The sequence below is a fragment of the Bacillus massiliglaciei genome, from assembly GCF_900098925.1.
GTDB lineage: Bacteria > Bacillota > Bacilli > Bacillales > DSM-1321 > Peribacillus > Peribacillus massiliglaciei.
This window is the reverse complement of record NZ_LT622360.1, coordinates 521713-548488: the sequence shown is the minus strand read 5'-3', so window position 1 is coordinate 548488 and position 26776 is coordinate 521713. Positions and strand designations below refer to the sequence as shown.

The following is a 26776-nucleotide window of genomic DNA, read 5'->3' as shown; positions in this document are numbered from 1 at the left end:
CTATTTGTACTCAAACATTAAGAGGTTTTCAATATTTTTTCATTTTTTTGTAGAAATATATTTTAAAGGGAATTCTTTGAGCGAGGAATGTAAAAGGGAAGGTCATATAAAAATGCTGAAAAGATTAAAGCAGCTGTACCTTTTCCGGCACAGCTGCTTAACAAAAGAGAAAAGCCGTCTCAATGAGACAGCTTTTTCTTAACGGCGTCTATTGCGATTGCGAAGGAAAGTAGGAATGTCCAAAGCATCTTCCGCATGGTTATTTGAATTACGAACAGGCTGCTGCTGTTCTGTTGCTTCTTCACGTCTTTGCTCCCGCTTAGGGGCATTCTGCTGCACAGGCTGGCTCTGCTGCTGACGAGACGGCTGGCTGCCAAAAGAAGGACGGGAATTTTGACGGGAAACTTGTGATTCTATTTCATTAAAACCAGTAGCAATCACCGTAACCACGATTTCATCTTTAAGATTTTCATTGATGACCGATCCAAAAATCATGTTGACATCTTGATCAGAGGCTGTAGCTACAATATCTGCAGCTTCCTGAACTTCAAATAGACTGAGGTTCGTTCCGCCCGTAATATTCATTAGAACACCTTGTGCACCATCAATAGACGTTTCAAGCAACGGACTTGAAATAGCCTTCTTTGCTGCTTCAGTCGCTCTGTTTTCTCCGGAAGAAATACCGATACCCATCAGGGCTGAACCTTTATTAGACATAATAGACTTAACATCCGCGAAATCAAGGTTGATCAAACCAGGTGTAGCGATCAAATCAGAAATACCCTGAACACCTTGACGAAGCACATTATCCGCTTCACGGAAAGCTTCAAGCATTGGCGTACTTTTATCAACAATCTCAAGAAGGCGATCATTTGGAATGACAATTAGTGTATCAACGGACTCTTTCATCGCCGTGATACCGCCTTGTGCCTGATTTGCACGCTTACGTCCTTCGAATGTGAACGGCCTTGTTACAACGCCGACCGTAAGTGCCCCTAAATCCTTCGCGATTTGAGCAATAACCGGAGCTGCACCTGTACCGGTTCCGCCGCCCATACCTGCTGTAACAAATACCATATCGGCGCCTTTCAGGGCTTCTTCAATCTGTTCTTTGCTTTCTTCAGCTGCCTTCTTGCCGACTTCCGGATTTGCTCCAGCTCCCAATCCACGTGTCAGCTTACCGCCAATTTGCATTTTAATTTCGGCTTTCGATAGATTAAGGGCCTGGGCGTCCGTATTTACTGAGATAAACTCTACCCCTTGTACACCATGCTCAATCATTCGATTTACAGCGTTATTGCCCCCGCCGCCAACACCTATAACTTTAATCATTGCTAATTCTTCTATATTAGAATCAAACTCCAACATGACAATCCTCCTATTTTGACGAAATTCCCGTTTCTGATTGTTTATTCAAAAAAGTATCCAAGGATTTTCTTAAATTTGGACTCACCTTTTTCACTTTTATCCGCTTGTTTTTTCACCGGCTGCTCTTTTGGCTTTTGATTTTGCTTTTGGGCCCGTACTTCATGGTTTTCTTGGGCTTGTCCGGCCGTTACAGGTGTTTTAGATGAATCTGATTGGTTCTTCTTCATTCTCTCTTTTTTACAAACATGCTTAATCAGCCCAACCGCTGTAGTATATTGCGGTTCTCTTACCCCAATATAATTCGGCTCTGCTGTCCTGACACGGTTCCTGAAGATGTCTTGGGCTAGCTCAAGAACTCCGGGCATTTTCACTCCGCCTCCGGTCAGTACAAAACCTCCCGGAATATCCTGAAAACCTATCTTCTCCAATTCATCCTGCACTAAATCAAAAATCTCCGTCATCCTCGCTTCGATGATTTCAGAAAGGAAAGATTGATTGCAAGGCTGCATTTGATCACTGCCGATAATAGGAATCTGGAAGGTTTCTTCAGTGGAGGCGTCCTCATAAAAGGCATGTCCATGCTGAACCTTGATATTCTCGGCGTTTTCAGTTGTTGTACGAAGCACGATTGAAAGATCTTTCGTTATTGTTTCTCCGCCTACAGGAATAACGGACGTATACTTCAAATGTCCTTGCTCAAATACAGCAAGGGTTGTAGAACCGCCTCCAATATCCACCATGGCCACCCCAAGTTCCTTTTCATCTTTTGAAAGGACAAGGGAGCCCGCCGCAAGCGGCTGCAGCGCTATATCTGTTATTTCCAGACCCGCTCTCTCTACACATCGCAGTGAGTTATGTAATATCGTACGAAGTCCTGTAATCAGCACGCCTCTCATTTCAAGACGAACGCCGATCATTCCGCGCGGATCACTGATTTCATCCAGTTCATCCACCTTATAGTGAATTGGAACAATATCAATGATTTCCCGGTCACTTGGTATCGTGATTAATTCGGCTGCTTCCCTTACCCGTATTACATCATTTTCAGTAATTTCCTTATTTTCACTCGAAACGGCTACTACGCCATGGCAGGGCTGAAGCATAACATGATTGCCGCTAATGCCGACCACCACTTGCTTAATGTCCATCCCAATCATTCTTTCAGCCTGCTCAACAGCCTTTTGTATAGATCTGACTGTTTCATCTATATCTACAATCGATCCTTTTTTTATGCCTTCAGATTTCACATTTCCAACACCAATAATATTCAATGTATCATTGACCATTTCACCGATGATAACTTTTACACTGGATGTACCGATGTCAAGACTTACATAAATTTCATTGCTGTTCATCCCATGGCACCTCCTTCAAATTATACAAATTCATTGGAATAACAACTTTATGCCTAAAGGCCTATTCTGTCCGTAAGTTAATGAACTCTTAAGATTAAGATTTCATCTCTCTTAAAATACTACTTTATCTTATGGGTTGCTGCCCCTGCTTTACAAAAACTGAATACTTTCCTAAAACTATTCGGCACGCCCAGCCTATTCCCTTTTTAATATAACGATTTTTTTCGGATCATCCCGAAGGAATAGGGACGTATTCATTTTCCCCTTAAAAAAGCATACTTCATGAAAGTGTTAAGTACATACGGCCGTTAAAGGCTTCTCGTATAAGTCTACACTAAGATGTTCAGCGAGAAAAGCTAAAAATTATCACAAATACATATTGAACAGTCTCTTTCGGGCTATTCTCCTTAAACACTCAGATCCAGTGTTTAAAATTTTGACCGGCACAGGTAAAAGCTTTAAACATTACTGGCAGACAATTGAACAATACTCATTGCAATAGGACTTTCGGTTATGTATGAATCAGTTATTGCGGATGCAGCAGTGACGGCACATTGTCCGTCACATCCTGCTCCGGGACCTGTAAACACTGCCGGCAAATAAAATCTCTATGTTATTGGCCTTCATCACTTTTCTGTTTTTTCTCAGGGCTTTGATACGCTTTAAAATAGGAACCTACTTCTAAATCTATGACCCCTTTTACTCTGGGATCAAGCTGACTGATAATTGCAGGGTAGTGTACCATTTTATCGGATAGCGTCCTGCTGGTGGCAGAGACTTCATAACCATCATTCATATACATGGTTATATGATACCCGTCCGTTTTTGTCGGTGTGTAATGAATTTCTGATATCGAGTTCTGTATTTCAACAGGCAGTTTATCCAGCTGTTCCAAAAGCAGATTTAATGCTTTACCCTCTTTGAAGTCTATTAAAACAGGTGCAAATACAGGAATTTCTCCTTTATCGAGCTTACCGAGAATCTCGCCATTATCCAAAATAGGGTAAAAACTGCTTCCCTTAGATAGATAAGCAATCCTCTTATGTTCTTTAACCGTTATTTTCACTGAATTAGGAAAAATCGGGCTCACATCAGCACTTGCTATTTCAGGAAAGCTTTCAATCTTGTCCGAAACTTTACTTGAATCAATCTTCCATATGCTCTGTTCCGCTTTTAAATCACTGAGCTTTATAATCTGCTTGGAAGAGATGTATTGATTTCCCGTTACCTTCACTGACTTCATGTGGCTTAATGGAGATAAAAAATAAAGCACGCACGCGACCAGGATAAAAAAGAGTGAAAGCAAAAAAATCAACCGTTTATTTGCCTTCTTTTTTCTCAACTGCTTTAATTTGGGTATACGGTCTTCAATGGAAACGACCTTCCCTTTCTCCACCCGGTTCACCTCTCTCTGATAAAACAAATGAAAAGCATTGCTTTACGAAGACAATGGCGGAAAACTTTTTGTGTATCATTATATCACAATATTTGGATATAAAAATATGATATTCCCTCATTTTCTCCCTATTATTTCAACTTCTGTCTCCATTTGAATTTTGAATTGATCATAAATCGTGTCCTTCACATGCTGTATTAGCGCCAAAACATCCTCTGCCTTGCCGCCTCCTGCATTGACAATGAAATTACCGTGCATAGGCGAGATTTGTGCTCCGCCAATCTTGTGGCCTTTCAATCCGGCATCTTCGACCAGCTGCCCTGCATACTTAGGGAGAGGATTGCGAAAGATGCTTCCTGCACAAGGTAAATTATACGGCTGGGTTTCCTTGCGGTATGTTTTATTTTTTTGCATTCTGGCCACAATTTCTTCCTTGTTTCCTTCTTCCAGCTCAAATACAGCCTCCAATACAATTCCAGGCCGTTTTTTCTGCAATACAGAAGTACGGTAAGAAAACTCCATTTGATCCTTTGTCAGCCAATCCATCGTGCCGTCCTCAAAAAGAATATGGGCTTTTTTTAGTATGGAACTAATGTCTGACCCATGCGCACCGGCGTTCATATAGACTGAACCTCCGACTGAACCCGGAATCCCGCTGGCAAATTCCAAACCTGCCAAACCTTTTTTGCTGATCTGGACAGATAAACTTACAAGCGATACTCCGCCCCCTGCCGTTAAAACAGTGCCTTGGAGATCTATACCGTCCAATCCTCTTCCCAGTTTTATAACTGCCCCTTCTATTCCATTATCACTGACAAGAAGATTCGAACCTCTGCCTATAGCCCGCCAAGGAATTTTATGTTCGATTATTACTCCCATCGTTCTCTGCAGATTTTCAATCGATGATGGCTCGATAAACAGATCAGCAGGTCCGCCGATTTTCATTGTTGTATGATTGGCAAGCGGTTCATCCGCCCGAACCTTTCCAACTTCCATTTGTATTAGTTTTTCATATACGTCATTCATTTTAGAACCTCCTCAAGAACTCTATATGTATATATTTTATGAGAGACTGTATTGCCTGTTATTGATTTTGAAACAGTTCGGGAGAGACCATCCTTCCCTAAGCAGGCAGCTCTTAAAAAGAGAAATAGTAAAGCTGCTGCGGCTTTACCATCTTATACTATAGTCTAATCAGGCTGTTAATGCCAATATTTCAAAGAGTTTTTCACAGAAAAACCAATGGAAAATTTTTATTGTTCTCCTACCCCCATAAAATTTATGATTTTGACTTATTATACAGCTGCAGACAGGCTTTCCTGTCACAATTTTGAGCTTCAGCTTTTATCTATCCAAAAATAAAAAAAGGCATTGAGAGAGTGGCTCCCCCAATGCCTTCTGTCAGCTGCGATATGGATCAAAATTTCTTCACCTTATAATAACACCAGTTCGGTTAAGATCCTTTGGATGGCTTAATACTTTGAGTATCTGCTAATATTGAGCAAAACTCCAATCGCCATAAGCATTAATGTAAGCGATGACCCTCCATAGCTAAGGAGCGGAAGCGTGATTCCTGTGACAGGCATTAAACCTGTTACAACACCGATATTAATCATTACCTGGATAGCAACCATCCCAATAATGCCTACAGCGACCAGACTGCCATATAAATCCGGCGCTCCCAGCGCTATTCGGATTCCCCGCCAAAGCATAAGGGCAAATAACAGAATAACAAGAGAACCCCCAATAAAGCCCAGCTCCTCTGAAATAATGGCAAAGATAAAATCGGTCTGCGGCTCCGGCAAATAAAAGAACTTCTGCCTGCTCTGACCGAGTCCTAAGCCAAATAAGCCGCCAGGGCCGATCGCATACATCGATTGAATCATCTGGAACCCGCTCCCCAAAGGATCCTCCCATGGATCCAAAAAAGAGGTGATTCTTTTCATCCGATACGGAGCTGAGAGAACAAGTGCTGCAAATCCTGCTACACCTAGCAGACCCAGTCCGACAAAATGGATAACCCTTGCTCCTGAGATAAATATCATCACAATACACGTTCCTACCATAACCGTCCCTGTCCCAAGATCAGGCTGAAGCATGATCAGGCCGAAGGCGAGAAAGACAAGTCCCAGAGACGGAGCCAGGCCTTTTTTAAAGGAAGTTATCAGTTTTTGTCTTTCTGACAGGAACTTAGCCAGAAAAGCAATCATAGCAAGTTTCATGAATTCAGACGGCTGAATGGAAAAAGCTCCGACACCAATCCAGCTTCTCGATCCATTTCTCGCCATTCCGATACCAGGTATCAGTACAGCTAAAAGGAGCACAAAACAAATGATGACCAATAATTTCCCCCATGTCCTCCACGTCCAATAATCCACATTCATAATAAAAAACATGGCAACGACACCTACACAGGCGAACAACAGCTGCCTTTTGGCAAAATAAAAGGAATCATCAAATTTATAATCTGCCCAAACTGCACTGGCACTGTAAACCATAATCAGCCCAACGGCCAATAGACTTAAGGTGACGATAATGAGAGTCAAATCAGGATTGGATTTTTTATAGGGCACAATCATCCACCTCTAAGCAGTTTTTATAAGCTAAAAAGCAGTCGATCAATCTGCAGGATGTCTGGGCGCAAAAAAAGCGATAACATTCAAATTATCGCTTTTTTCTAAGAGGTCGAAGGAATACAGCAAGCATCACGAAAATGTCTTTTAGCTCTTATTTCAGTTTATGCACGGCAGCTGTAAACATGTCCCCTCTTTGTTCGAAAGTTTTATATTGATCCCAGCTTGCGCAAGCCGGTGAAAGGAGGATACAGTCGCCTTCAGCTGACAGCTCAAATGCTGCCGGTACAGCTGTCTCCACATTATCGACACGTTTTATTATTTTTATTCCGGATTCTTTGGCAACCCGCTCAATTTTTTCTGCTGTCTGTCCAAACGTTATCAGTGCTTTAACATTTTTCAAGGCCGGCTTTAACTCATCGAACTCATTGCCGCGGTCAAGCCCTCCCGCAAGAAGGATAACAGGCTCAGTGAAAGACGACAGCGCTTTTGTAGCAGCCAGGATATTTGTCGCTTTTGAATCGTTATAAAATTTCCTGTTTTTCACGGTCTTTATATACTGCAGCCTGTGCTCCACGCCATGAAAAGTCGTCAGCACTTCACGAATGGACTCATTGGAAACTCCCTTTAATTTCGCAGCTGAAACGGCAGCAAGGATGTTTTCAAGATTGTGCTTTCCGGGAAGGGCGATTTCTGACACATCAATCACCTTATTTTCCTTAAAGTACACAGATCCAGACTCAATATATGCCCCGTCTGTATATTTTTCTGTTGCCGAGAAAGGAATCAGACTGGCTTTTGACTTTTCAGCCATTTTGACCACATCTTGCTGATCAGCATTATAGATGAAGAAATCATCCTTCGTCTGATTTTTCGTGATGGCCGCTTTTGCGGAGGCATATTCCGCTTTGGAACCATGGTAATCCAAATGTGCATCATACAGATTTGTGATGATGGCAATTTGAGGACGGAACTCCTCAATCCCCATAAGCTGAAAAGAAGATAATTCAATGACGATATTGTCTTTATGAGAGGCTTCTTCAGCTACACCGGATGCCACTGTCCCTATATTCCCAGCTATCAAAGGAGACTTTTCCCCTGTTTTAAGCATTTCATAAATCAGGGTTGTGGTCGTTGTTTTCCCATTTGTGCCAGTGATGCCGATAAAAGGAGCTTCACTGATCTGGTAAGCAAGTTCGACTTCCGTAATGACAGGAATTCCTTTTTCCAAAGCCCCTTTGACCAGAGGGTTTCTGTAAGGAATACCCGGATTCTTTACAATCAGTTCAAATCCTTCATCCAAGAGTTCGATTGGGTGGCTCCCGCAAATGACTTTGATTCCCTGTTCAAGAAGGCCCTGTGCTTCAGGGTTCTCCGATAACGGCTTCATATCATTCACCGTTACGAAGGCACCAAGCTTGTGCAGAATGGATGCAGCAGTCACCCCGCTTTTGGCCAAACCTAAAACTAATACTTTTTTTCTTAGATATTGAGTAGTCTCTTCCAATTTATATCCACACCTCTAAATAGATTCCAAGTACTGCAAATAGCAGTCCGACTGTCCAAAACGTTACGACAACCCGCCATTCTGACCATCCTGACAATTCATAATGGTGATGAAGCGGACTCATTTTGAAAATCCTTTTCCCCCTGGTTTTAAAAGAAGCAACTTGCAGAATAACAGATAATGTTTCGATTACAAAAACGCCGCCGATAATGACAAGCAAGAGTTCAAGCTTCGTTAACAGAGCAATTGCAGCAATAGCACCGCCTAAAGCAAGGGAGCCGGTATCCCCCATAAAGACCTTCGCCGGATGGGCATTAAAAACAAGGAACCCAAGAACAGCCCCTGCTACTGCTACAGAAAAAATGGCGATATCATATTGGTGCTGGTACCAGGCCAATACAGCAAACGCACCAAAGGCAATTGCCGCTGTTCCAGAAACAAGACCATCTAATCCATCAGTCAGATTGACTGCATTCGAAAAACCGACAAGCCAAAAAATTATAACTACAATGTATAACCAGCCGACATTTATAGAAAGGTCGGTAGCTGGAATTGTGATTTCAGGAACAAATCCCTCCGTCTGCCTGTAAACAAAATAAAAAATCACTGAAATCACAATTTGTCCCAGAAGCTTCTGCTTTGAAGTCAATCCAAGATTCCTTTTCATTACTACTTTAATGAAATCATCAAGAAATCCTAAAAGCCCGAAACCGAGTGTAACCAATAATAATAGATAGGTTTCTGTTGACGGTTCAGAAAATTTAAAAGTCATGACCAGGGTCGCGATTGTAATGGAGACCAGAATCATGACTCCTCCCATCGTTGGAGTCCCAGTCTTTTTCTGATGTGACTTCGGCCCTTCTTCACGAATGCTCTGCCCGAATTTCAGCCTTCTTAAAAACGGGATAAAAATCGGTGACAGCAGCACTGTAATTAAAAAGGCCGCAATAATTGTATAAAAAATAACTTGTTCCAACATGCCTTACTCCCTCATTCCTAACGCAAATAAATCTCTCTATGCATTGATAATTATTGTTGGCTTTAAAAGGCCTGAATACTGATCAACTAAACCTTTTTTTAATAGCCTTCCGTGCTTCTTCACGGTCGTCAAAATGTGTTTTGCTGCCATTGATATCCTGATAGGTTTCATGCCCTTTGCCGGCAATAATCACGACATCGCCTTCTTGGGCCTGTTCCACAGCATATCCAATTGCTTCTCTGCGGTCTTCCAATACTAAGTAATTCCCGGAAGCCCCTTCTTTCATATCCTGCAGAATTTGAACAGGGTCTTCAGAACGCGGATTGTCGGAGGTGAAAACCGGATGGGTAGCAATCCGGCATGCAATTTCAGCCATCAGCGGACTTTTTTTTTTGTCCCGGCCCCCGCCGCATCCGACCACGACATATATATTTCCTTTCACAAACTCCTTAACCGTCATCAGAACATTTTCCAGGCTGTCAGGCGTGTGGGCATAATCCACTATTACAGGGAAAGACTGACCGGCAGATACTGGCTCAAAACGGCCGGAAACTCCCTGTACCTGTTCAAGCGAGTTAATAATTTCAGCTAAAGGAATTCCAGCACACAAAGCTGCACTTGCAGCAGCAAGCGCGTTATACACACTGAACTTTCCGATAAGCTGAAGGCTGACTTCCATGCTCTCTTTTTCTGTCTGCAGCATAAAAGATGTTCCTTCAGCAGTAATCCGAACATCCAAAGCGCGAACATCAGCCGGCTTATCAATTGCATATGTAATGACGTTTGCTGCCGTGGCTTTGATCAAATCTTCAGCTGCCTCATCATCAGCATTCAGGACGGCATATTTAGGCCGTTCTTCTCTGTATGTATTTCCCAGTTGAGAAAACAGCAAGGATTTAGCAAATTTATAACGCTCCATTGTCTTATGAAAATCCAAATGGTCCTGCGTTAAATTAGTAAAAACCGCTATATCAAAGTCACAGCCATGTACACGTCCTTGTTCAAGAGCATGTGAAGATACTTCCATGACAGCCGTTCCGACAGCCTCTTTTTTCATTTCATAAAAAGTTTGCTGAAGTGTGACGCTGTCAGGTGTCGTATTTTTCGTTTCGTACTCTTTGTCTGCTATTTTAGTATACATTGTGCCAATTAAACCAGTTTTCTCACCCTTGTCCGCGAAAATCTTTTCAATAAGATGGCTGGTCGTTGTTTTACCGTTAGTCCCGGTAATGCCTATAAGCCGGAAATGCTGCGTTGGATGGCCATAAAAAGCATCTGCCAAAACCGCCATTGCCCGCTGTGTATCCCGGACAATAATAACCGGCACATCAAGGGGCAGCGGCTTTTCAGCCACAACTGCTGCAGCTCCGTTCCTTACCGCTGATTCAGCAAAATCATGTCCATCTACTGTGAAACCTTTAACACAGATGAACAAACTCCCTTGTTTAACTTTCCTGTTATCATTCTCTACAGAAGTTATCTCAGGATCCTCTCCTGTGAATGGAGATAACGAATTCAAATTAGATAGTAACGCACGAAGTTTCATTTTTCCATCCCTTTCACTGAATTAAGCAAATTCCAGACTGACAAAAGCCAGTCTCAGGCAAACTGAATTTCTGCCTTAAAGCATTTGCCGCATCAAACATTTCAGAAACAAAGCGGCTGCTAAAAAGCCAGCCGCTTCATTAACTCTGTTTATTTTATACTTAATCTTTGCTTTCGCCAAGGTATAATCTAAGTGTTGAGCCTTCTTTTAGTTTTATACCTGGATCAGGAGCCTGTTTTATGACTTTATCCCCAGAGCCCGAAATATCTAGCTTAAGATCGACCAATTGGGTTTCCAATTCTTTTCTTGACATGCCGACAACATCAGGGACTTCAATCATGACCGGATCATTCCAGGCGGTTTCTTTTTCGATTTGATTCTTTCTCGGTTTGACCCCCATTGCTCTTAATGAGTCTTCCATGATATTTCCAACAATTGGCGCCGCTACAACCCCTCCAAATTGAACGGTTCCTTTCGGATTATCTACAGCGACATACACAACGACCTCCGGCTTGTCTGCCGGTGCAAAGCCAATAAAGGAAACAATATAGTTATTTTCTAAATAATGGCCGTTTTCAGCCTTCTGAGCTGTTCCGGTCTTTCCGCCGACTCTGTAAGACTCAACAAATGCACCTTTCCCGCTTCCTTTTGCCACAACCGATTCTAGTGCTTCTCGAACTTGCTTAGACGTTTCTTCAGAAATGACCCTTCTTTTTTCTTGCGGCGATTTTTTCATAACTGTTTTTCCTGTTTCCGGATCGGTCAGTTCCTTCGCAATATAAGGTGTATATAAGGTACCTCCGTTTACAGCAGCTGCAACCGCTGCTACCTGCTGAATCGGAGTAACAGCAACGCCCTGCCCGAATGCAGTTGTCGCCTGTTCTACCGGACCTACTTTGTCAAGGTTGAACATGATCCCCCGTCCTTCACCCGCAAGGTCGATGCCTGTTTTTTGGCCAAAACCAAAATCTCCTATATATTCAAAAAGTTTCTCTTTTCCAAGACGATTCCCCAATTCAACAAATCCAGGGTTACAGGAATTTTCGACGACTTCAAGAAATGTTTCTGAACCATGTCCTCCCCTTTTCCAGCAGTGAAGCTTAGCACCGGCCACTTCAACATACCCAGGATCATAAAAATGATCATGTTTCAGATCTACCTTCTTTTCTTCAAGGGCAGCCGCGAGAGTAATAATTTTAAAAGTAGATCCTGGTTCATATACACTCCAGACTGGAAGATTACGATTATAGATTTCCGGCGGAACATTTTGAAAGTTAGCAGGATCAAAAGTCGGTCTGCTGGACATTGCAAGGATTTCCCCATTATTCGGATCCATTGCAATCGCTATAATGCCATCAGGATTATAAGCAGCTTCTGCATTATCAAGTTCCCTTTCTACGATGGTTTGAATGTTGCTGTCAATCGTCAGCTTTAGATCATCTCCATCTTTTGGGGCTTTATAATCATCTGCCATGTTCTCCAGCCTTTTTCCTTTTGCATCCGAATAGAATTTCACATATCCCTTTTCCCCGCTCAGTTCCTTATCATAAGTGAGTTCGATTCCCATCAGACCCTGATTATCAGACCCTGCAAATCCAAGTACGTGGGATAAGTATTTACCGAACGGATAGTGACGTTTTGAATCTTCGGCAATATAGATCCCCTTTATGCCTAAAGCTTTAATTTCTTTAGCTTTTTCATGAGAAATTTTCCGGCCTTGAGGAATCCTGACACTCATTTCTTTTTTTGTGAGCATTTTATAGGCATCTTCTTTTTTCATATTGAGAATAGCTGCCAGCTGCTCAGCAGTCTCTGCCGGATTTTCAATTTGTCTTGGGATCACATAAACGGTCGGGGCGGAAATGTTAGTGGCAAGTTCTACCCCATTTCGATCCAAAATCTCTCCCCTGGATGGTTCAAAAGGGATATTTCTGCTCCATGAATCTTTCGCAAGCCCAGTAAGCTTGTCCCCCAAGTAAAATTGAACAATTCCCAGCCGGAGATCAATAATAAGAAAAATGAACAGTCCGGCCGCTAATGCAATTGCAAGCCGCTTCCTCACTGTCACATTTGAAACACGCAAATCTGGCACCTCCCATTAGTATGCTTGTTCAAATATATGCCTGATACAGGAGGACTATGACCGGCAATCCTTAATGTAAAGGCTTTGCCTTCTTCAGGTGATTACAAAACAAGACTTTAGGCACACGTCGGTTGAGCGGACTCTAGCCTAAAGTTTGGAAAAGATGAGACAGAAGTAAAAAATGGGTTAGTATAAAATGTAAGAAACAGATATATGATGAGTCGATCGGAGCGAAGGGACGACTCCCGGGAGATGCAGGATCGGTCCGAACCAAAGTATCCATGGAACGATAATCCAAGCAGCATCAGCAAAAAAATCAACTTCCTCTGTGTGAGAAAGTTGATTTTTGATCTTTGTCACAGCCTCTTCCCTGACTGTTCATATGTTTACTCTTTCTTATTCTCAGAAATTTCACCGGGCGGCTTCAATTCTATTGTGATATGATCGCCTTCCTTGATCGCCTTCCCTGCCTTAATATTCTGCTTCGTAACAAAACCGCTTCCTGATGTTTCCAACTCTAGACCGGCAGCATTAACTGCCTTCATCACATCCCTGAGAGACCAGCCTTTCATATCAGGAATCTTCATATCCCCTTCTGTTCTCAAGATAATCTTCTCTCCCTGCAGCAGCTCATTTCCGGGCTTCGGTGACTGATTAATAATTCTTTTTTCGTCTCCGATCACAACCGGATTATAACCTTCCTCTTTTAATTCCTCCACTGTTGAATTAACAGATTGTGAAGTGTAATCCTTCACTTTTTCAGTTTTTATTTTTTTCACGTTTGATGGTTTAATGTTCAGATATTGAAGGCTGTTTTGCATAACCGGATTAAAGATTTCTGATAATGGATCCGCACCGACGTAACTTACTCCAAGCTTTGGCTGTTTCACCGCTACATACATAACAAGCTGCGGATTATCCTTAGGAGCCATTCCTAAAAAAGAAAATACATAATTGTTCTTACCCGTTAAATATTTTCCTCCGGGACCCGGAATCTGTGCTGTTCCGGTTTTTCCAGCCACCTCATATCCATCCAGCTTATACTTTGCGCCCGTTCCATGCTCGGCTGTAATGACAGTGCCCAAATATTCCCGCACCTGTTTTGCTGTTTCAGCTGAAATTGGTTCGCCGGCAATTTCCGGTTTGGTTGATTTCACAAGCTTACCAGTATCTTGGTCGGCAATGTTCTTAATGACATAAGGCTTCATCATCTTTCCGTCATTTGCAATGGCGGTAGCCGCCTGGACCTGCTGAATAGGGGTGACGGATGTCCCTTGCCCAAATGCTGTCGTCACTTTTTCCATTTTGTATTTGAAAAGGATTTTCCCTATTATTTCATTCGGGAGATCAATTCCGGTCTTTTTGTCAAATCCAAACTTGGTCAAGTATTCCCTGAATTTATCTGCCCCGATCTTATCCATTGCTAGCGTAGCAAATGCTACATTGGAAGATCTCTGTACACCTTCCAAAAAGGTCATTGTCTTTCCTTTTTCAATCCCCGAGTGGTCATTAATCTTTTCAACTCCCACCTTGTAAGTACCCGCTTTAAAAGTATCATTAGGATTAAAGACCCCTTCCTCCACCGCTGCGGCAAGGGTGAACGTTTTCATGGTTGATCCAGGCTCAAAACTATCTTCAATGGCTAAGTTCCTCCATGTATCAGAAAGCCCTTCCTTAGTTGTCGGATGAAAAGTAGGCCTTTGTCCCATCGCCACAATTTCCCCTGTTTTGGGATTTGCTATAATGGCTACCATTTGTTCCGGTTTATATTTCTCGTCAACTTTACTCAGTGAATCTTCTAAAAAGGTTTGAATTTTTTTATCAATCGTAAGGGTAACATTCTTACCGTTCTTCGGGGCATCTACTTTTGTTTCACTGTTCGGAAGCAAAAATCCCCACCTGTCGCTGTCATACGTTAACTTTCCGTCTTTTTCTTCGAGTTCTTTATTTAAATATCTTTCAATGCCAAATTTCCCGGTCATTTTTTCGGTTTCTTCGTCCTTTTCTACATAACCGATCAAATGAGAGGCGAAAACTCCATTCGGATAAAACCTTTTATTTGAACGCTCAAACGTTATTCCCGGCAGTTCCAATTTTTCTATTTTCTGTTTCGTATCTTGAGATAAGTCGCGTCCCGCCTTGCCGAATTCTACTTGGAACGCATCTTTATCCTTTAACCTTTCCAAGATATCAGCTTCATCCATATCAATATATTTAGCAAGCTCTTCTGCTGTTTTTTCCGGATCAACTACATGATTAGGATGTTTAGGATTTGTTGTTACTTGTTTATTGAGCACAGCCCTCAACAAATAAGAAGACGTATCTTCTGCAATAATTTCCCCGTTGGTATCAAGAATATTTCCCCGTTTCCCCTCAATTACCTGTTCTTTCTCATACTTCTTATCAATCTTTGCCGCGAGTACTTCCCCTCCTGCTACACCTGTCAGCTGGATATATAGGAAACGACCAATTAATACAAAAAAGAGCAGGCCGAACAAGAAAAATAATCCGGCTGCCCCATATTTCATATTTTTTTGTTTTTGCATTATTCTTGCACAACCTTTACATTTTTGTCATTCAGGCTGAGTCCAAGTTCTGCTGCCTTTTTCCAAATTCTTTCGTATGTACTTAACTCACCTACCTGAACGACCAAATCGCCATTCACCTTCTCTTGATTCTCGATCTTCGCCTCTACTTGCTGAATGTCTTTATTCGTTTCATAGATTGCAGACTGATTGCCGATTATTTTCACACCTGTAAAAGCGATAACTGTTGCAAAGGCACATAATATAATGGTTTCACCGAAAGAGATTTTCTTCTTCGGGGATGGCGCCGGCATTACGGTTTCGTTTTGCTTGATTATCGGCTGTTCTTCTAATTTACGCGCATGAGAATTCATAAGATTTCCCCCTCATTGTTCTGCTTACTTATATTTTTTCTGCGATTCTTAATTTAGCTGATCTTGCACGATTATTGGCAGCAACCTCTGCTTCTGTAGGGAGCATTGGTTTTCGGGTTATAAGCTTAAGAGTTGGTTTAAACTCATCTGGGATTACCGGAAGGCCATGGGGCAGATCTGGCAGAGAACTGGCCGTCTTAAAAACGGATTTGCAAATCCTATCCTCCAATGAATGGAAGGTAATTACAGAAATCCTGCCTTCCGGGTTTAACAAATCAATCGCTTGGTGAAGGGAATCCTCAAATACGCCAAGCTCATCGTTTACAGCAATTCGAATGGCCTGAAAAACCCGCTTTGCCGGATGTCCGCCAGTCCTTCTTGCCGGCGCCGGTATTCCATCTTTGATCAGCTCTACAAGTTCAAAAGTCGTTTCAATCGGCTTCTGTTCACGCGCAGCTTCGATTTTCCTCGCGATTTGCTTTGAAAATTTTTCTTCGCCGTACTTAAAAAAGATTTTGGTCAACTCCTGGAACGACCAAGTATTTACTACTTCATAGGCGGATACCGATGCACTTTGGTCCATTCTCATATCGAGCGGAGCATCATACTGATAGCTGAACCCTCTTTCAGGCGTATCAAGCTGGGGAGAAGAAACACCCAGATCATATAAAACACCATCCACTTTCTCAATACCCCGTGCTTCCAGTTCTTCTTTTATATGCCTGAAATTATTCTGAATCAGAGTCACTCTGTCTCCATAAGCGCTTAATTTAACCTGCGCATTTTGAATGGCAGTCTCGTCCTGATCAAAAGCAAAGAGCCTTCCCTCTTCCGATAACTTAGACAGGAGATACTCACTGTGCCCGGCGCCACCTAAAGTACAATCAACGTATATGCCATCAGGCTTAATATTCAATCCATCTACCGTTTCTTTTAATAATACTGTTGTATGAGAAAACATTTCTGACATCCTTCCAATCGCTAATTGAGCCCTTTCCGATACTGACAGCCTTAAATATCAAAGCCAATCATATTTTCTGCTATTTCAGCAAAAGAATCCTCTGATGCTGAAAAATAGTCTTCCCAAAGGGGCTTGCTCCAAACCTCAATTCGATTGGAAACACCAAGAATCACACATTCTTTTTCCAATTGGCCATATGACATAAGCGGCGAGGGGATATTTATCCTGCCTTGCTTATCCAGTTCACATTCTGTAGCAGCGGAAAAGAAAAAACGGGTAAATGCTCGGGCATCTTTCTTCGTCAGAGGAAGTGCTGACAGCTTTTCTTCAAGCTGCTTCCACTCCTCCATGGGATAACCAAATAAACACTGATCCAGTCCTCTTGTCAGAACGAACTGTTCACCTAGATGCTCCCTAAATTTAGCAGGGACAATCAATCTGCCTTTTACATCAATGTTATGATGGTATTCACCCATGAACATACCCGCTACCCCCACTTTCTAATCTCAATGTACCACATTCCCCCACTTTTCTCCACTTGTTTTTATCTTCGTTAAAAACTTGTAATTTCCCTGCATTCTCGTAATCTTTTCGCCATCCTTTTTTTTCATTTTATGGATAATGTAGAGGGGGAACGCCGCCTGGATCTATTCCTGACAAATCCATCATAAAGACAGCCTGAAGGGGTTCCAGCACACTGAGAATTCTTCTCCGAAACAACAGTTTTTTTAGATGCCGTATAAAAGAAAGGACAAAAAAAGACTGCAGGCAGTCGCATACGAATACGAGTTTTGCCTGCAGTCAGATCTGTATAGAAGTTTATTACAGCTTAATGACCTTGTGCATATTATTAAATTGGAAATCCAGTTCCATGACCTGATCGAGAAATGCAGGACCATATTTATTAAGATAATAGAAGATATTCCAAATTCTTTCCTGCGGAGATCCATCCGGAAACAGAGAACGTTCTATTCGGTTATATTTCCGAAGAGTGACGGAATGCTTTTCTTCTATTCTTAGTTGGATTTTCCGATAAGCAAATTCCAACTGTTTCTCTAAAAATCTTCTGTTTTTATCCATCAGGGAATTCAGCTCTTTATCCACCATTTCTGCACGGGAACTAAGCTTTTGATGGTGTTTCAGCAAATCTTCCCGGAAATCCGTATAGATATCTTCAAGTTCTTTATCTTTAATGGATTCCTTATATGTCTTTTCAGCTCGGTTAGACCCTTCTGTCAAAACCGTTGACAGATCCAGACCCATTTCTTTCCTGTCTGATTCAATCCCCCGTTCTAAAAAGGTAATATTTAGCCTTGGAATGATAGGAGGCATTTTTATTTCAAATAAATCAAAGGCCTTTTTCAGCTCTGCCCAATAGGCAATCTCTCCAGGACCAGAAATGAAAGCTAATACAGGAAAGAGAAGTTCCTGCATAAGGGGCCTTGTCACAACGTTGTTGCTCAGCCTTTCCGGATGTTTCCGGGCGATATCAATTAACTCATTCTCTGAAAACTCTATGTCCCCATTTTTTCCTGCAAATCCTGTTTCAGTCCTTTTTAATAAAGAACGTTCTTTCTGGATATGATCATAATAAAATAAGTTGGCTGCATCTTCGTCTATCTCAATCGTCTTTTTATAACCATTCTGATGTAGGATTTTTTGCTGTAAAAGCACTGTTTCTCTGATTTCATCACTCTTCTTAATCATTCTTTCAAAGAATGCAGATTCAAGCTTCCTTAATTCCGGATCCCCCGCATCTAACATAAGCAATCCATATTTATGAAACCACCGGTGTATTAATGCAGTAAAAAAATCAACGAATGTATGGGATTCCCGTATCATTTCCCAGACATCGCTAAGCAGCCCTTTTGAATAGGAAGTCTCCCCATAGCTTTCCAGAATTTCTTCGAACCATTTTTCTGCCTTTTCAGCTTCAAGAGGCGTATCCGTTATCATGGATTTGATAGGTTGATATATCGGATAGGCATTTTTAGCGACTTTTCCATTTTTACTCCAGTAAATATGATTCACTTCAGCAAGATCATGATCTTCGCCCGCAATCCAAAATACCGGGATAACTCTTCTCCCAAGCCGCTTCTCCTGTTCCTCAGCCAATTTTATAATTGAAATGACTTTATGTATCGTATATAAAGGTCCGGTTAGAAGACCTGCCTGCTGGCCCCCAATGACCACCACAGACTCTTCATGTCGCAAGTCGGCAATATTTCGTTCTACTGCTTCACTTTTAGGGAAACGGTGCATAAATCCCTGTATGTAATCTGAAAGTTCTTTGCGTAAAAAAGACCTCTCCATCAGTTCATTTACACGTTCTTGATAAAACTCTCGATCCGATAAATTATAATGAAAATAATCCTCAACGTTCATGCTGCCTGTTAAATAATCCGAGGCAAATTTATTCAGCGAGGGCAATTCTATGTCTTTCATTTCCATTTCATGTTCTCCTTTTCTCTTTCATCGCTCATCCTTTTGTAGAGTATAACACTCAAAGATAAGAAAAGAAAAAAACTTGCCCACATATGTAAAATCACACTTGCGCCATTCTGATAACCATTCCCAGCAAAGCTAAAATCATGTACATACAAACAAAAAAGACAAAGTTCAGCCTCCAAAACCCTCTCAGTACTTTTCGAAAGTCTATTTCCCCTTTCCAATTATAATGTACAACGACCACAAGAATTGCGATCATCAGCATGAAGATGAGCAGCAGCCATAACATATTCTTATTCCAAATAGTTAAGACCAGAAAATGTACCGAGAAAATAAACGGAAGGGTGCTGAAGTCCATCGCCCATTGCACGGATCGCCGATGGTTTTTCGTAGCCTGTTTTGCAATGATAAAGATGATTAGATAACCGAAAACCGGTATAGTGATAAGCGTGGCAGCAAAACCGGAAAATAAGTCAGCCATCGTCCCGCCCCCTTTGCTTGCCATTTACAAGCGAATAGACAAAAGCACTTAAACTGTGTTCCTTCTTCTTTTCCTTGGCTTCAGAAAGGATATATCCCATTATGGAATCTATCTCGGTCTTTCTGCCCGACTCTATATCCTTAAGCATCGAGGATCGGTTTTTAGCCGTATCCTTACTGACTCTCCTTACTTGACAAAGAGCTGTCTCAAAATCATATTCAGGAAGAATTTCAACTAATTCACGGATATACGCTTCCACAGCCTGACTATAATATTTATTATCAAACAACAAGCCATTTTCAACTTCTAAAATGGCCGTCAGCGGATTAATTACCGCATTTACCAATAATTTGCCGATTAGCATTTTATGATAGTCTTCATGTTTTTCAAAAGGGAAATCAGCCAGCGTCTCATCAAGAAAGGGAATCTCCCCCTCACTTTCTTTATATACCGCTAGCTTGGTGCGTCCGATACCAGTATGTTCAACCATATTTCCGCCTGCTTTTATGGCGCCATGCTCTACTGCTCCGATATAAACCCTTTCAGCCTTCATATCATCCAGACGGCTGACATGCTCATAGCCATTTTGTAAAAACAGCAGCGGTATTCTGCCTTTACTGATAAATGAAAGAACCTCTTCCAACTGGTATTGCTTTACTGCCACAATAATTAAATCTTCATCGTTTATTTCCTCATCCAGTTTTTGCGATTCAACTTTTTTATGTATAATTATTTCGTTTTTCCTCAGATAAAGGCCTTCTTCCCTGATTTGACTGGCCTGTTCTTCCGTCCTGGTGTATACGGTCACCCGGTACCGTTCACTAAGGTAGGCGGCAAACAGCAAACCAATAGCACCGCCGCCTGCAATGCCGATTTTTTTCATTTCCACAGCTCCGTCCTTATGTAATTTATACTATTGTAACATATCCTTAATAACCGTAAAAAAGGGAAAAGACAGATTCTGGACATTCTATCATGAAAATATGCAAGTGCTCGATAAACTGCGACCGGCTTTAACTAGATGGAACAAAGCCTGTCATAATAAATAGATATATTCTTGTAATAATCAAGTATACTTTCGAATAATAGAGGAGTCATTAAAATCGCAGCTGCAAGAAGAAAGCTAGACTATAAATGACAAAGGGAAGTAGATGGATGAAGAATTTCACGTCTTCAGAAGAATAGTAAACCTATTTTGCACGCTAAAAATATGAACCTTAATCCTGATAATTAAATTAAATCGAAAAAGATATACTTTGGATCAAATAAAAAGCGAAGACGTCATTAGAGCGTCCGCGCTTTTTTCACACTATTTATTGACCCTCTCTAAATTTCCGTTTTTCTCCATTTGGAATTTCACTCTTGAATTCGCTTTGTCTTCTTCCAAAACAATCAGCTTCCTTGCCCTTTCCATAATATGCAGCAATGCCTGATAATCATCTTCTATTGCCCTTAATTGTTCTTGAAGCATGTGGACTTCCTCTCGCAGCCTTTCATTTTCGTCCCTAAGCTCTTCATATTCTTGCCTTTCTTGCACCGCATCTCTATGATTCTGTTCACCAGCACTCTCTAGCGCCTTAAGATACGTGATGATTTCTTCCAAATTAAGCGATTTTGTACACCCCCCCTCCACGCAGCCATTCACTTCATCTTCATTTTTTTGCAGTCCCGCATCCATTTCATTCTTTTCTGCAGGGACAGCCTGCTTTTCTTTTCTTTGCCTCTTTGCAATTTCAATTCCGGATTTGTACTGCTTTCTAACGTATGAATTCCACCGGAAACCGCATGCTGCAGAAGTTCTCGACAAGTTTCTGCCTACTTCTTCAAAGGCCTTCAATTGAGTGCTTCCTTCCCGGATATGCCGTAAAACGACTTCTGCCAACAATATATCTTCGTCATGAGTCCATGCATCTTGTCTTGCAATTGACATCTCTCTACCTCCAAAGCAAGTTTTATTTCATCTATATGCACTTGCTAGATACGATAGAAGATAAAGAGAATAGAACATATTAATTTTTCTTCTGTAAAAAATCTTTCACAGCTTGATGATGGCTTTCTGATGCCCAGAGAACCGCACATTTCCTTATTTCTTCCTCCATTCGCTCTTTCAAGCCGGACGCTTCCCACTTATTAATCAAAATGTTTTTATAGGAGGAAAGAATCTCTGCCTCTCTTTTCAGCAAGTTCTCCAAATGCAATGCAGGATTTGTTTCATTGGATATACAGGAGATAAACCCCAGCTCCATAGCTTCTTCAGCTGAATAAATGCCTGATTCCATTAGCATTTTCAATGCGTTCTGCACAGGCAGCTTCTCTAACAGCAAGGATGCTCCGCCCCATCCTGTAGTTATTCCTAAGGTCCCTTGAATAAATCCAAGTTTCACACCAGAGCGGGCGATTCTAAAATCACAGGCAGCCGCAATCTCACATCCCCCTCCAACAGCACTTCCATTGAGGTACGCAACCGTGGGTTTTCTTAGGAAGGCAAGGTCCCGAACGAGACTCCCCATCTTCGAAAGCATTTGATACGCTTCTTGTTCCGTGTGCAAAGAATGAAATTCTCCCAAATCTCCGCCTGAACAAAAGGCTTTCGTCCCTGATCCTGTAAGAATCAAAATCTTTACTGCCGGATTTCGTTCTGCTTCATCCAGTACAGTTCTTAATTCATCCATTAATTGAAAATTGACTGCATTTCTTTTTTCAGGCCGGTTAATTGTGATTTTTAAATACCCGCAATCATTTTTATCTATTAATAGAGTTTTCATCTTCTCTGACTCCTCCCATATCCGTCCGTCATGCAACCCCTTACATTTTCTCTCGTTACCGAACTGCTGTAAAGCCCCTCATTTCTAGAAATGAATAGGTCCCAATCTCCGCAAAAAAGAGCGCAGGAAATCTCCTGCGCTCTTACTCTGTTTCATGAAAATAAATTAGTCGTTAACTACTTTATTTCCTTTGTATGTTCCACATTCCTTACAAATACGGTGTGACAGTTTCATTTCACCACAGTTTGGGCATTCTACCATACCAGGTACTTGAAGTTTGAAGTGTGTACGACGTTTTCTTTTTACAGTTTTAGACGTTCTTCTAAAAGGTACAGCCATTATTCCCACCTCCTTAAAAAATATGAAAATCAGCGGAAACCGTTAAAATAGGTTTCATAGTTCCTCGTCAAGATTCTTTATCGTTGTCAAAAAAGTTAGCAAGCTTTGCTAATCTAGGGTCCAATTTTTGTTTGTTTTCTTCTTCAGAAATCACAGACCAATCTTTCCCGGATTGAGGAGCAGCTTCTTCTGAGTTGACATCCTCACAAAAAACCTGCATCGGAATTTCTAATAATAAATTTTCTTCGATTACCGGTATTAGATCTACAACATCACCTGATACTACTGTAACGTCATCTCCCTCATAATCAAAACCTGATTCCTTCAGCAAGAAAGTTTCAGTTGTATCGATTTCGACCGGAAAATGAACGTCGACAAGAGTACGGGAACATGGCAAAACCAGTGTTCCTGACAGATGAAGATGGAAAGTAACCTTTTGAGAGCTGATGTCAGCCCTTCCTGTTACTTTTATCGGGGATACATCGCGAATTTGAGGATCTCGCTCTTTAAGTCCCGGTACCTCCACTGTATCATTAATTTGTAAATCTTTATCCCGAACTTTTTGAAGTTGACTAATTGTCCATTTCAAATGAATCACCTCAAGGCAACAAAAGTAATTATAGCTTTCAATTCTAGGTTTGTCAATATTTTTTCTTTACACTATAATGTAGTCATTCTAACAATTTTTATAAGAAAAAAGCAATCGTTATGGACTAACTTGTGTACAGAATTTTAATTGAATGTCTATTGTAGCATGCCGATTGAAAATAACAAAGTTTTTCAGCGAGGTGAAAAAATTGAAGGCAGTCGGATTAGTTGTCGAATATAACCCTTTTCATAATGGGCATGCGTATCATGCAGCCGAAAGCAAGAAACAGGCAGAGGCAGATCTTGTTGTCGCAGTTATGAGCGGCCCCTTTCTGCAAAGGGGCGAACCGGCTCTTGTCAGCAAATGGGCAAGAACCTCAATGGCGTTAGCCGGGGGGATAGATTTAGTAGTGGAACTTCCTTATGCCTTCTCCACCCAGATGGCTGATGCTTTTGCCCGAGGTGCTGTTTCCATTCTTGAGGCACTCGGCTGTGAAAGCTTATGCTTTGGAAGTGAAAACGGACAAATTGACACATTTCTGCAATCCATTCAGCTTATGGAAGATAAAGCAGAAGAATACGAAACATTTCTCAGGGAGTTTATGAAAAACGGCAACAGCTACCCAAAGGCAGCCTCCTTGGCATTTAGAGAAATAACAAAAGAAAAGAGTATATTGGATTTATCTAAACCTAATAATATTTTGGGGAAAGAGTATGTCAGAACGATTCTTGAAAACGGCTATTCAGTGAAACCGAGAACCATCCGCCGTATATCAGCCGACTATCATGATACACTGCTTGGATCAAACCCGATAGCGAGCGCAACCGGAATTCGAAAATCGATCATAGAAGACCAGCATCACATATCCAGCATTTCTGATTATGTTCCCGCTTCATCCCTTTCCTTCCTGGAAAGTTACCTAAACACCTATGGCTCTTTTCATCATTGGGAACTATACTGGCCGCTGCTAAAGTATCGAATAGTAACTGCTACCGTGCAAGAATTAGCCCAGATATATGAAGTGGAAGAAGGAATCGAGCACCGAATTAAAGAAATGGGCAAAGAAGCATCAAGCTTTCAGGAGTATATGACGAAGATGAAAACGAAACGATATACATGGACACGGCTGCAAAGAATGTCCACCCATTTACTTACATGGACCACTAAAGAAGAGATGAGAGAAATTTCTGCATTTCCTTCCTATATCCGGTTGCTAGGGATGACGGAGAGGGGACGGAATTTTTTACACAACCAAAAGAAGAAGCTGCCCCTTCCAGTTATCTCCCGGTTATCTGCTTATAATGGGAAAGAGATCTCTGCTGATACCCGGGCATCTTCTGTCTATGCTCTTGGTTTAGCAGAGCCTTATCAAACTCTGCTTTCCAAGAGAGAATATAAATCCCCGCTTATCTTATAAGCAGTAAAGCCAGGCGAATAGGCCTGGCTTTACTCTTATTTTTTCTTCAGCTGTCCTAAATAATCCAAAGCATCTTGAAAATCATCGACGGGAATAATTTTCATATCTGTTCCGATATCTTTGGCTGCTGCAAGAGCTTCTCTATAATTGGATGTCTTCGCCCCTTTTTCATTTGGAGCGAAGAATATTTCAGCTCCTGACTTGTCTGCCGCAACGATCTTTTGGCTAATTCCTCCAATAGGTCCTACGGTTCCGTCCTCTGCCATTGTTCCAGTCCCCGCAATTTTATATCCGCCGGTTAAATCTCCATCAGTCAGCTGATTGTAGATTTCAAGAGTGAACATCAGTCCGGCTGAAGGCCCGCCAATTTCCTCCGAATCTATTGAAACCGGAGGCTTCGTTAATATCCGCTTATAATCATCCAGAGAGATTCCGATCCCCACCCGATTTGGATCATCTTTGAATGATTGTAAAGTGATCGTCCCTGTTTTTTCAGTTTCTTCCCGTTTATAGACAATATGTACTTTATCACCCGCTTTTTTGCTGCTGATATAATCCATAAACTCCTTGGAAGAACCAAATTTCAGCTGATCTACCTGAATAATTTGATCCCCCGGTTGAAGCAGACGGGAAGCCGGCATATCTTCCAGCACATCAAGGACATATACGCCCTTATATTGTAAAGAAAACTCCTTGCCCGCTTTTTCATAAGCCACTTTAATTGCATTCGTTTTAGAACTGTCCATTAAGTGAAGCTGCCGGACATTATATTCTTCATCTGTTTCATCCTCAGTCCTTATCGCCGATTCCGGATAAATTTCCTGGTACTTGCTCCATTTGGCCATTAGATAAGAAATGATATTAGCCTTTCCCATTCTGATCGTTGTCAGCATAAAACTTCCATTTGCTTCATCCGCATCTGTGACATCCACTATCGGCTCTAATTCTTGTGCCATGCCCGGTTTTGAAACATAATAAGGCAAATAAAAGAATGAAGAAATGGTAATAAGAACAAGAAGAATAAGAAGAAGACGGGCAACATTTTTACGATTCATCCTTACAGGACTCCTTCCAGGCAGCCACACTTTCTTTAATAGTATCAATTTTTAACTTTGCTGCTTCTTCTCCAATACTAATAATTTCAGGAATGTTTGTAAATGATTTCGAATTGTATTTCTCTACGCGCGGACGAATCATAACGTCAGAAGCGACTTCCCTTGCTTCGACCAATTCCATTTGAAGAATATCAAGACTTTGCATGATCACATCATAAATGGAAGAAATCTCACTGACTTGCTTTACATGGGCGACATCAACAGCAATGATAATATCAGCCCCCATTTCCTTAGCGACGGATACTGGAACCCGGTCCACAACTCCTCCATCGACCAGCAGCCTTTTTCCAACCTTTTCTGGAACAAAAATTCCCGGTATGGATATGCTTGCCCTTACAGCAGGCGATACCGGTCCTTCAGTAAAAACAACTTTTTCTCCAGTTTTTATATCTGTTGTCACGACAGCAATCGGAATATTCAACTCTTCAAAGTTTTTATTATATGTAAAGACCCTTATTAATTCTTTCACGCGTTTGCCTGCAATGAAGCCCATTTTAGGAATTGTAAAATCCAAATAATATTTCCGCTTAAAAGCTCTCGATAATTTATATAGCCCTTCAATGTCAGTGCCAGCCGCATAAAAGGCTGCCACTAAGGCTCCCATGCTGCTTCCGGCAATCATATCAATCGAAATTCCTTCATCCGTAAGTGTTTTAATAACTCCCAGATGAGCAAACCCCCTTGCTCCTCCTGAACCTAACGCAAGCCCAATTTTAGGTTCTCGCATTTCAGCCCCTCCTTTTTCTTGCCAAAGTAAGGATACACTTTCAAGATTATGGTCTATTCACCAAGAGTAGAAGCATATTGTAAAAGGACAAACCTGTATCTTATTTTATCCCTTTCTCTTTAGGTTCATCCGCTGTGGCCATCTGGATCATTTAGCTATAGGTATAGAGCAGTTCTCGTTTCTCCATATCAAAATATTACATACCAGTTTCGAGATAAAGGAGGCCCG

Annotated in this window: 23 protein-coding genes; 1 reads left to right on the top strand and 22 read right to left on the bottom strand. The window is 41.5% G+C overall.

Annotation, left to right across the window (positions count from 1 at the left end):
• Positions 1–198: 198 nt before the first annotated feature.
• The 20 genes from ftsZ to BQ4305_RS19115 form a co-directional block, all read right to left on the bottom strand.
• Positions 199–1368 carry a cell division protein FtsZ gene (ftsZ, locus tag BQ4305_RS19210; protein WP_110929336.1) on the bottom strand — a complete coding sequence of 390 codons (1170 nt, stop codon included), beginning with the start codon at positions 1366–1368 and terminating at the stop codon, positions 199–201.
• A gap of 41 nt (positions 1369–1409) precedes the next feature.
• Positions 1410–2723: a cell division protein FtsA gene (gene ftsA, locus BQ4305_RS19205; protein ID WP_110929335.1), complete on the bottom strand. Its 1314-nt coding sequence runs from the start codon at positions 2721–2723 to the stop codon at positions 1410–1412.
• Positions 2724–3336: 613 nt separating this feature from the next.
• On the bottom strand, positions 3337–4119 hold the full coding sequence (locus BQ4305_RS19200) for a cell division protein FtsQ/DivIB (RefSeq protein ID WP_110929334.1): 783 nt from the start codon (positions 4117–4119) through the stop codon (positions 3337–3339).
• Between the two features lie 117 nt (positions 4120–4236).
• A complete protein-coding gene (murB, locus tag BQ4305_RS19195) occupies positions 4237–5145 on the bottom strand; it encodes a UDP-N-acetylmuramate dehydrogenase (RefSeq protein ID WP_110929333.1) in 909 nt (302 codons plus the stop codon).
• Between the two features lie 446 nt (positions 5146–5591).
• Complete coding sequence (gene spoVE, locus BQ4305_RS19190; RefSeq protein ID WP_407640170.1) at positions 5592–6698, bottom strand: stage V sporulation protein E; 1107 nt, start codon at positions 6696–6698, stop codon at positions 5592–5594.
• A gap of 148 nt (positions 6699–6846) precedes the next feature.
• Entirely contained in the window at positions 6847–8199 is a 1353-nt protein-coding gene (murD, locus tag BQ4305_RS19185; protein ID WP_110929331.1) for a UDP-N-acetylmuramoyl-L-alanine--D-glutamate ligase, read from the bottom strand.
• A 1-nt stretch (position 8200) separates the two neighbouring features.
• On the bottom strand, positions 8201–9178 hold the full coding sequence (mraY, locus tag BQ4305_RS19180) for a phospho-N-acetylmuramoyl-pentapeptide-transferase (protein WP_110929330.1): 978 nt from the start codon (positions 9176–9178) through the stop codon (positions 8201–8203).
• Between the two features lie 82 nt (positions 9179–9260).
• On the bottom strand, positions 9261–10724 hold the full coding sequence (locus BQ4305_RS19175) for a UDP-N-acetylmuramoyl-L-alanyl-D-glutamate--2,6-diaminopimelate ligase (RefSeq protein ID WP_110929329.1): 1464 nt from the start codon (positions 10722–10724) through the stop codon (positions 9261–9263).
• Positions 10725–10884: 160 nt separating this feature from the next.
• A complete protein-coding gene (locus BQ4305_RS19170) occupies positions 10885–12807 on the bottom strand; it encodes a stage V sporulation protein D (protein ID WP_110929328.1) in 1923 nt (640 codons plus the stop codon).
• 386 nt (positions 12808–13193) lie between these two features.
• The gene (locus BQ4305_RS19165; RefSeq protein ID WP_324611608.1) at positions 13194–15353 is read right to left on the bottom strand and encodes a penicillin-binding protein; all 2160 of its coding nucleotides are present in this window, start codon (positions 15351–15353) and stop codon (positions 13194–13196) included.
• Positions 15353–15706, bottom strand: coding sequence for a cell division protein FtsL (gene ftsL / locus BQ4305_RS19160; protein ID WP_110929326.1), 354 nt, complete (start codon positions 15704–15706; stop codon positions 15353–15355). The genes BQ4305_RS19165 and ftsL overlap by 1 nt, the downstream gene beginning before the upstream one ends.
• Positions 15707–15734: 28 nt before the next feature.
• The gene (rsmH, locus tag BQ4305_RS19155; protein WP_110929325.1) at positions 15735–16667 is read right to left on the bottom strand and encodes a 16S rRNA (cytosine(1402)-N(4))-methyltransferase RsmH; all 933 of its coding nucleotides are present in this window, start codon (positions 16665–16667) and stop codon (positions 15735–15737) included.
• A gap of 50 nt (positions 16668–16717) precedes the next feature.
• Positions 16718–17149 (bottom strand): division/cell wall cluster transcriptional repressor MraZ, encoded by a 432-nt coding sequence (gene mraZ, locus BQ4305_RS19150; RefSeq protein ID WP_110929324.1) that lies wholly within the window; start codon positions 17147–17149, stop codon positions 16718–16720.
• 340 nt (positions 17150–17489) lie between these two features.
• Entirely contained in the window at positions 17490–19118 is a 1629-nt protein-coding gene (gene bshC, locus BQ4305_RS19145; protein WP_110929323.1) for a bacillithiol biosynthesis cysteine-adding enzyme BshC, read from the bottom strand.
• A 94-nt stretch (positions 19119–19212) separates the two neighbouring features.
• Positions 19213–19596 carry a DUF3397 domain-containing protein gene (locus BQ4305_RS19140; protein WP_110929322.1) on the bottom strand — a complete coding sequence of 128 codons (384 nt, stop codon included), beginning with the start codon at positions 19594–19596 and terminating at the stop codon, positions 19213–19215.
• Positions 19589–20479 carry a 2-dehydropantoate 2-reductase gene (locus BQ4305_RS19135; RefSeq protein WP_110929321.1) on the bottom strand — a complete coding sequence of 297 codons (891 nt, stop codon included), beginning with the start codon at positions 20477–20479 and terminating at the stop codon, positions 19589–19591. Before BQ4305_RS19135 ends, BQ4305_RS19140 begins: the two co-directional genes overlap by 8 nt.
• Before the next feature lie 426 nt (positions 20480–20905).
• Positions 20906–21526: an RsfA family transcriptional regulator gene (locus tag BQ4305_RS19130; protein ID WP_110929320.1), complete on the bottom strand. Its 621-nt coding sequence runs from the start codon at positions 21524–21526 to the stop codon at positions 20906–20908.
• Positions 21527–21605: 79 nt separating this feature from the next.
• Entirely contained in the window at positions 21606–22361 is a 756-nt protein-coding gene (locus BQ4305_RS19125) for an enoyl-CoA hydratase/isomerase family protein (protein ID WP_110929319.1), read from the bottom strand.
• 165 nt (positions 22362–22526) lie between these two features.
• Positions 22527–22700: a 50S ribosomal protein L32 gene (gene rpmF / locus BQ4305_RS19120; protein WP_110929318.1), complete on the bottom strand. Its 174-nt coding sequence runs from the start codon at positions 22698–22700 to the stop codon at positions 22527–22529.
• A gap of 67 nt (positions 22701–22767) precedes the next feature.
• Positions 22768–23289, bottom strand: a complete 522-nt coding sequence (locus BQ4305_RS19115) for a YceD family protein (RefSeq protein WP_110929317.1) — start codon at positions 23287–23289, stop codon at positions 22768–22770.
• A gap of 208 nt (positions 23290–23497) precedes the next feature.
• On the opposite strand from BQ4305_RS19115, the gene BQ4305_RS19110 reads away from it, so the two are divergent.
• Positions 23498–24706 carry a nucleotidyltransferase gene (locus BQ4305_RS19110; protein WP_110929316.1) on the top strand — a complete coding sequence of 403 codons (1209 nt, stop codon included), beginning with the start codon at positions 23498–23500 and terminating at the stop codon, positions 24704–24706.
• Between the two features lie 35 nt (positions 24707–24741).
• On the opposite strand, the gene BQ4305_RS19105 is transcribed toward BQ4305_RS19110, so the two are convergent.
• Both BQ4305_RS19105 and BQ4305_RS19100 read right to left on the bottom strand, forming a co-directional pair.
• The gene (locus tag BQ4305_RS19105) at positions 24742–25761 is read right to left on the bottom strand and encodes a SepM family pheromone-processing serine protease (protein WP_110929315.1); all 1020 of its coding nucleotides are present in this window, start codon (positions 25759–25761) and stop codon (positions 24742–24744) included.
• Entirely contained in the window at positions 25751–26548 is a 798-nt protein-coding gene (locus BQ4305_RS19100; protein ID WP_110929314.1) for a patatin-like phospholipase family protein, read from the bottom strand. Before BQ4305_RS19100 ends, BQ4305_RS19105 begins: the two co-directional genes overlap by 11 nt.
• Between the last annotated feature and the right edge of the window lie 228 nt (positions 26549–26776).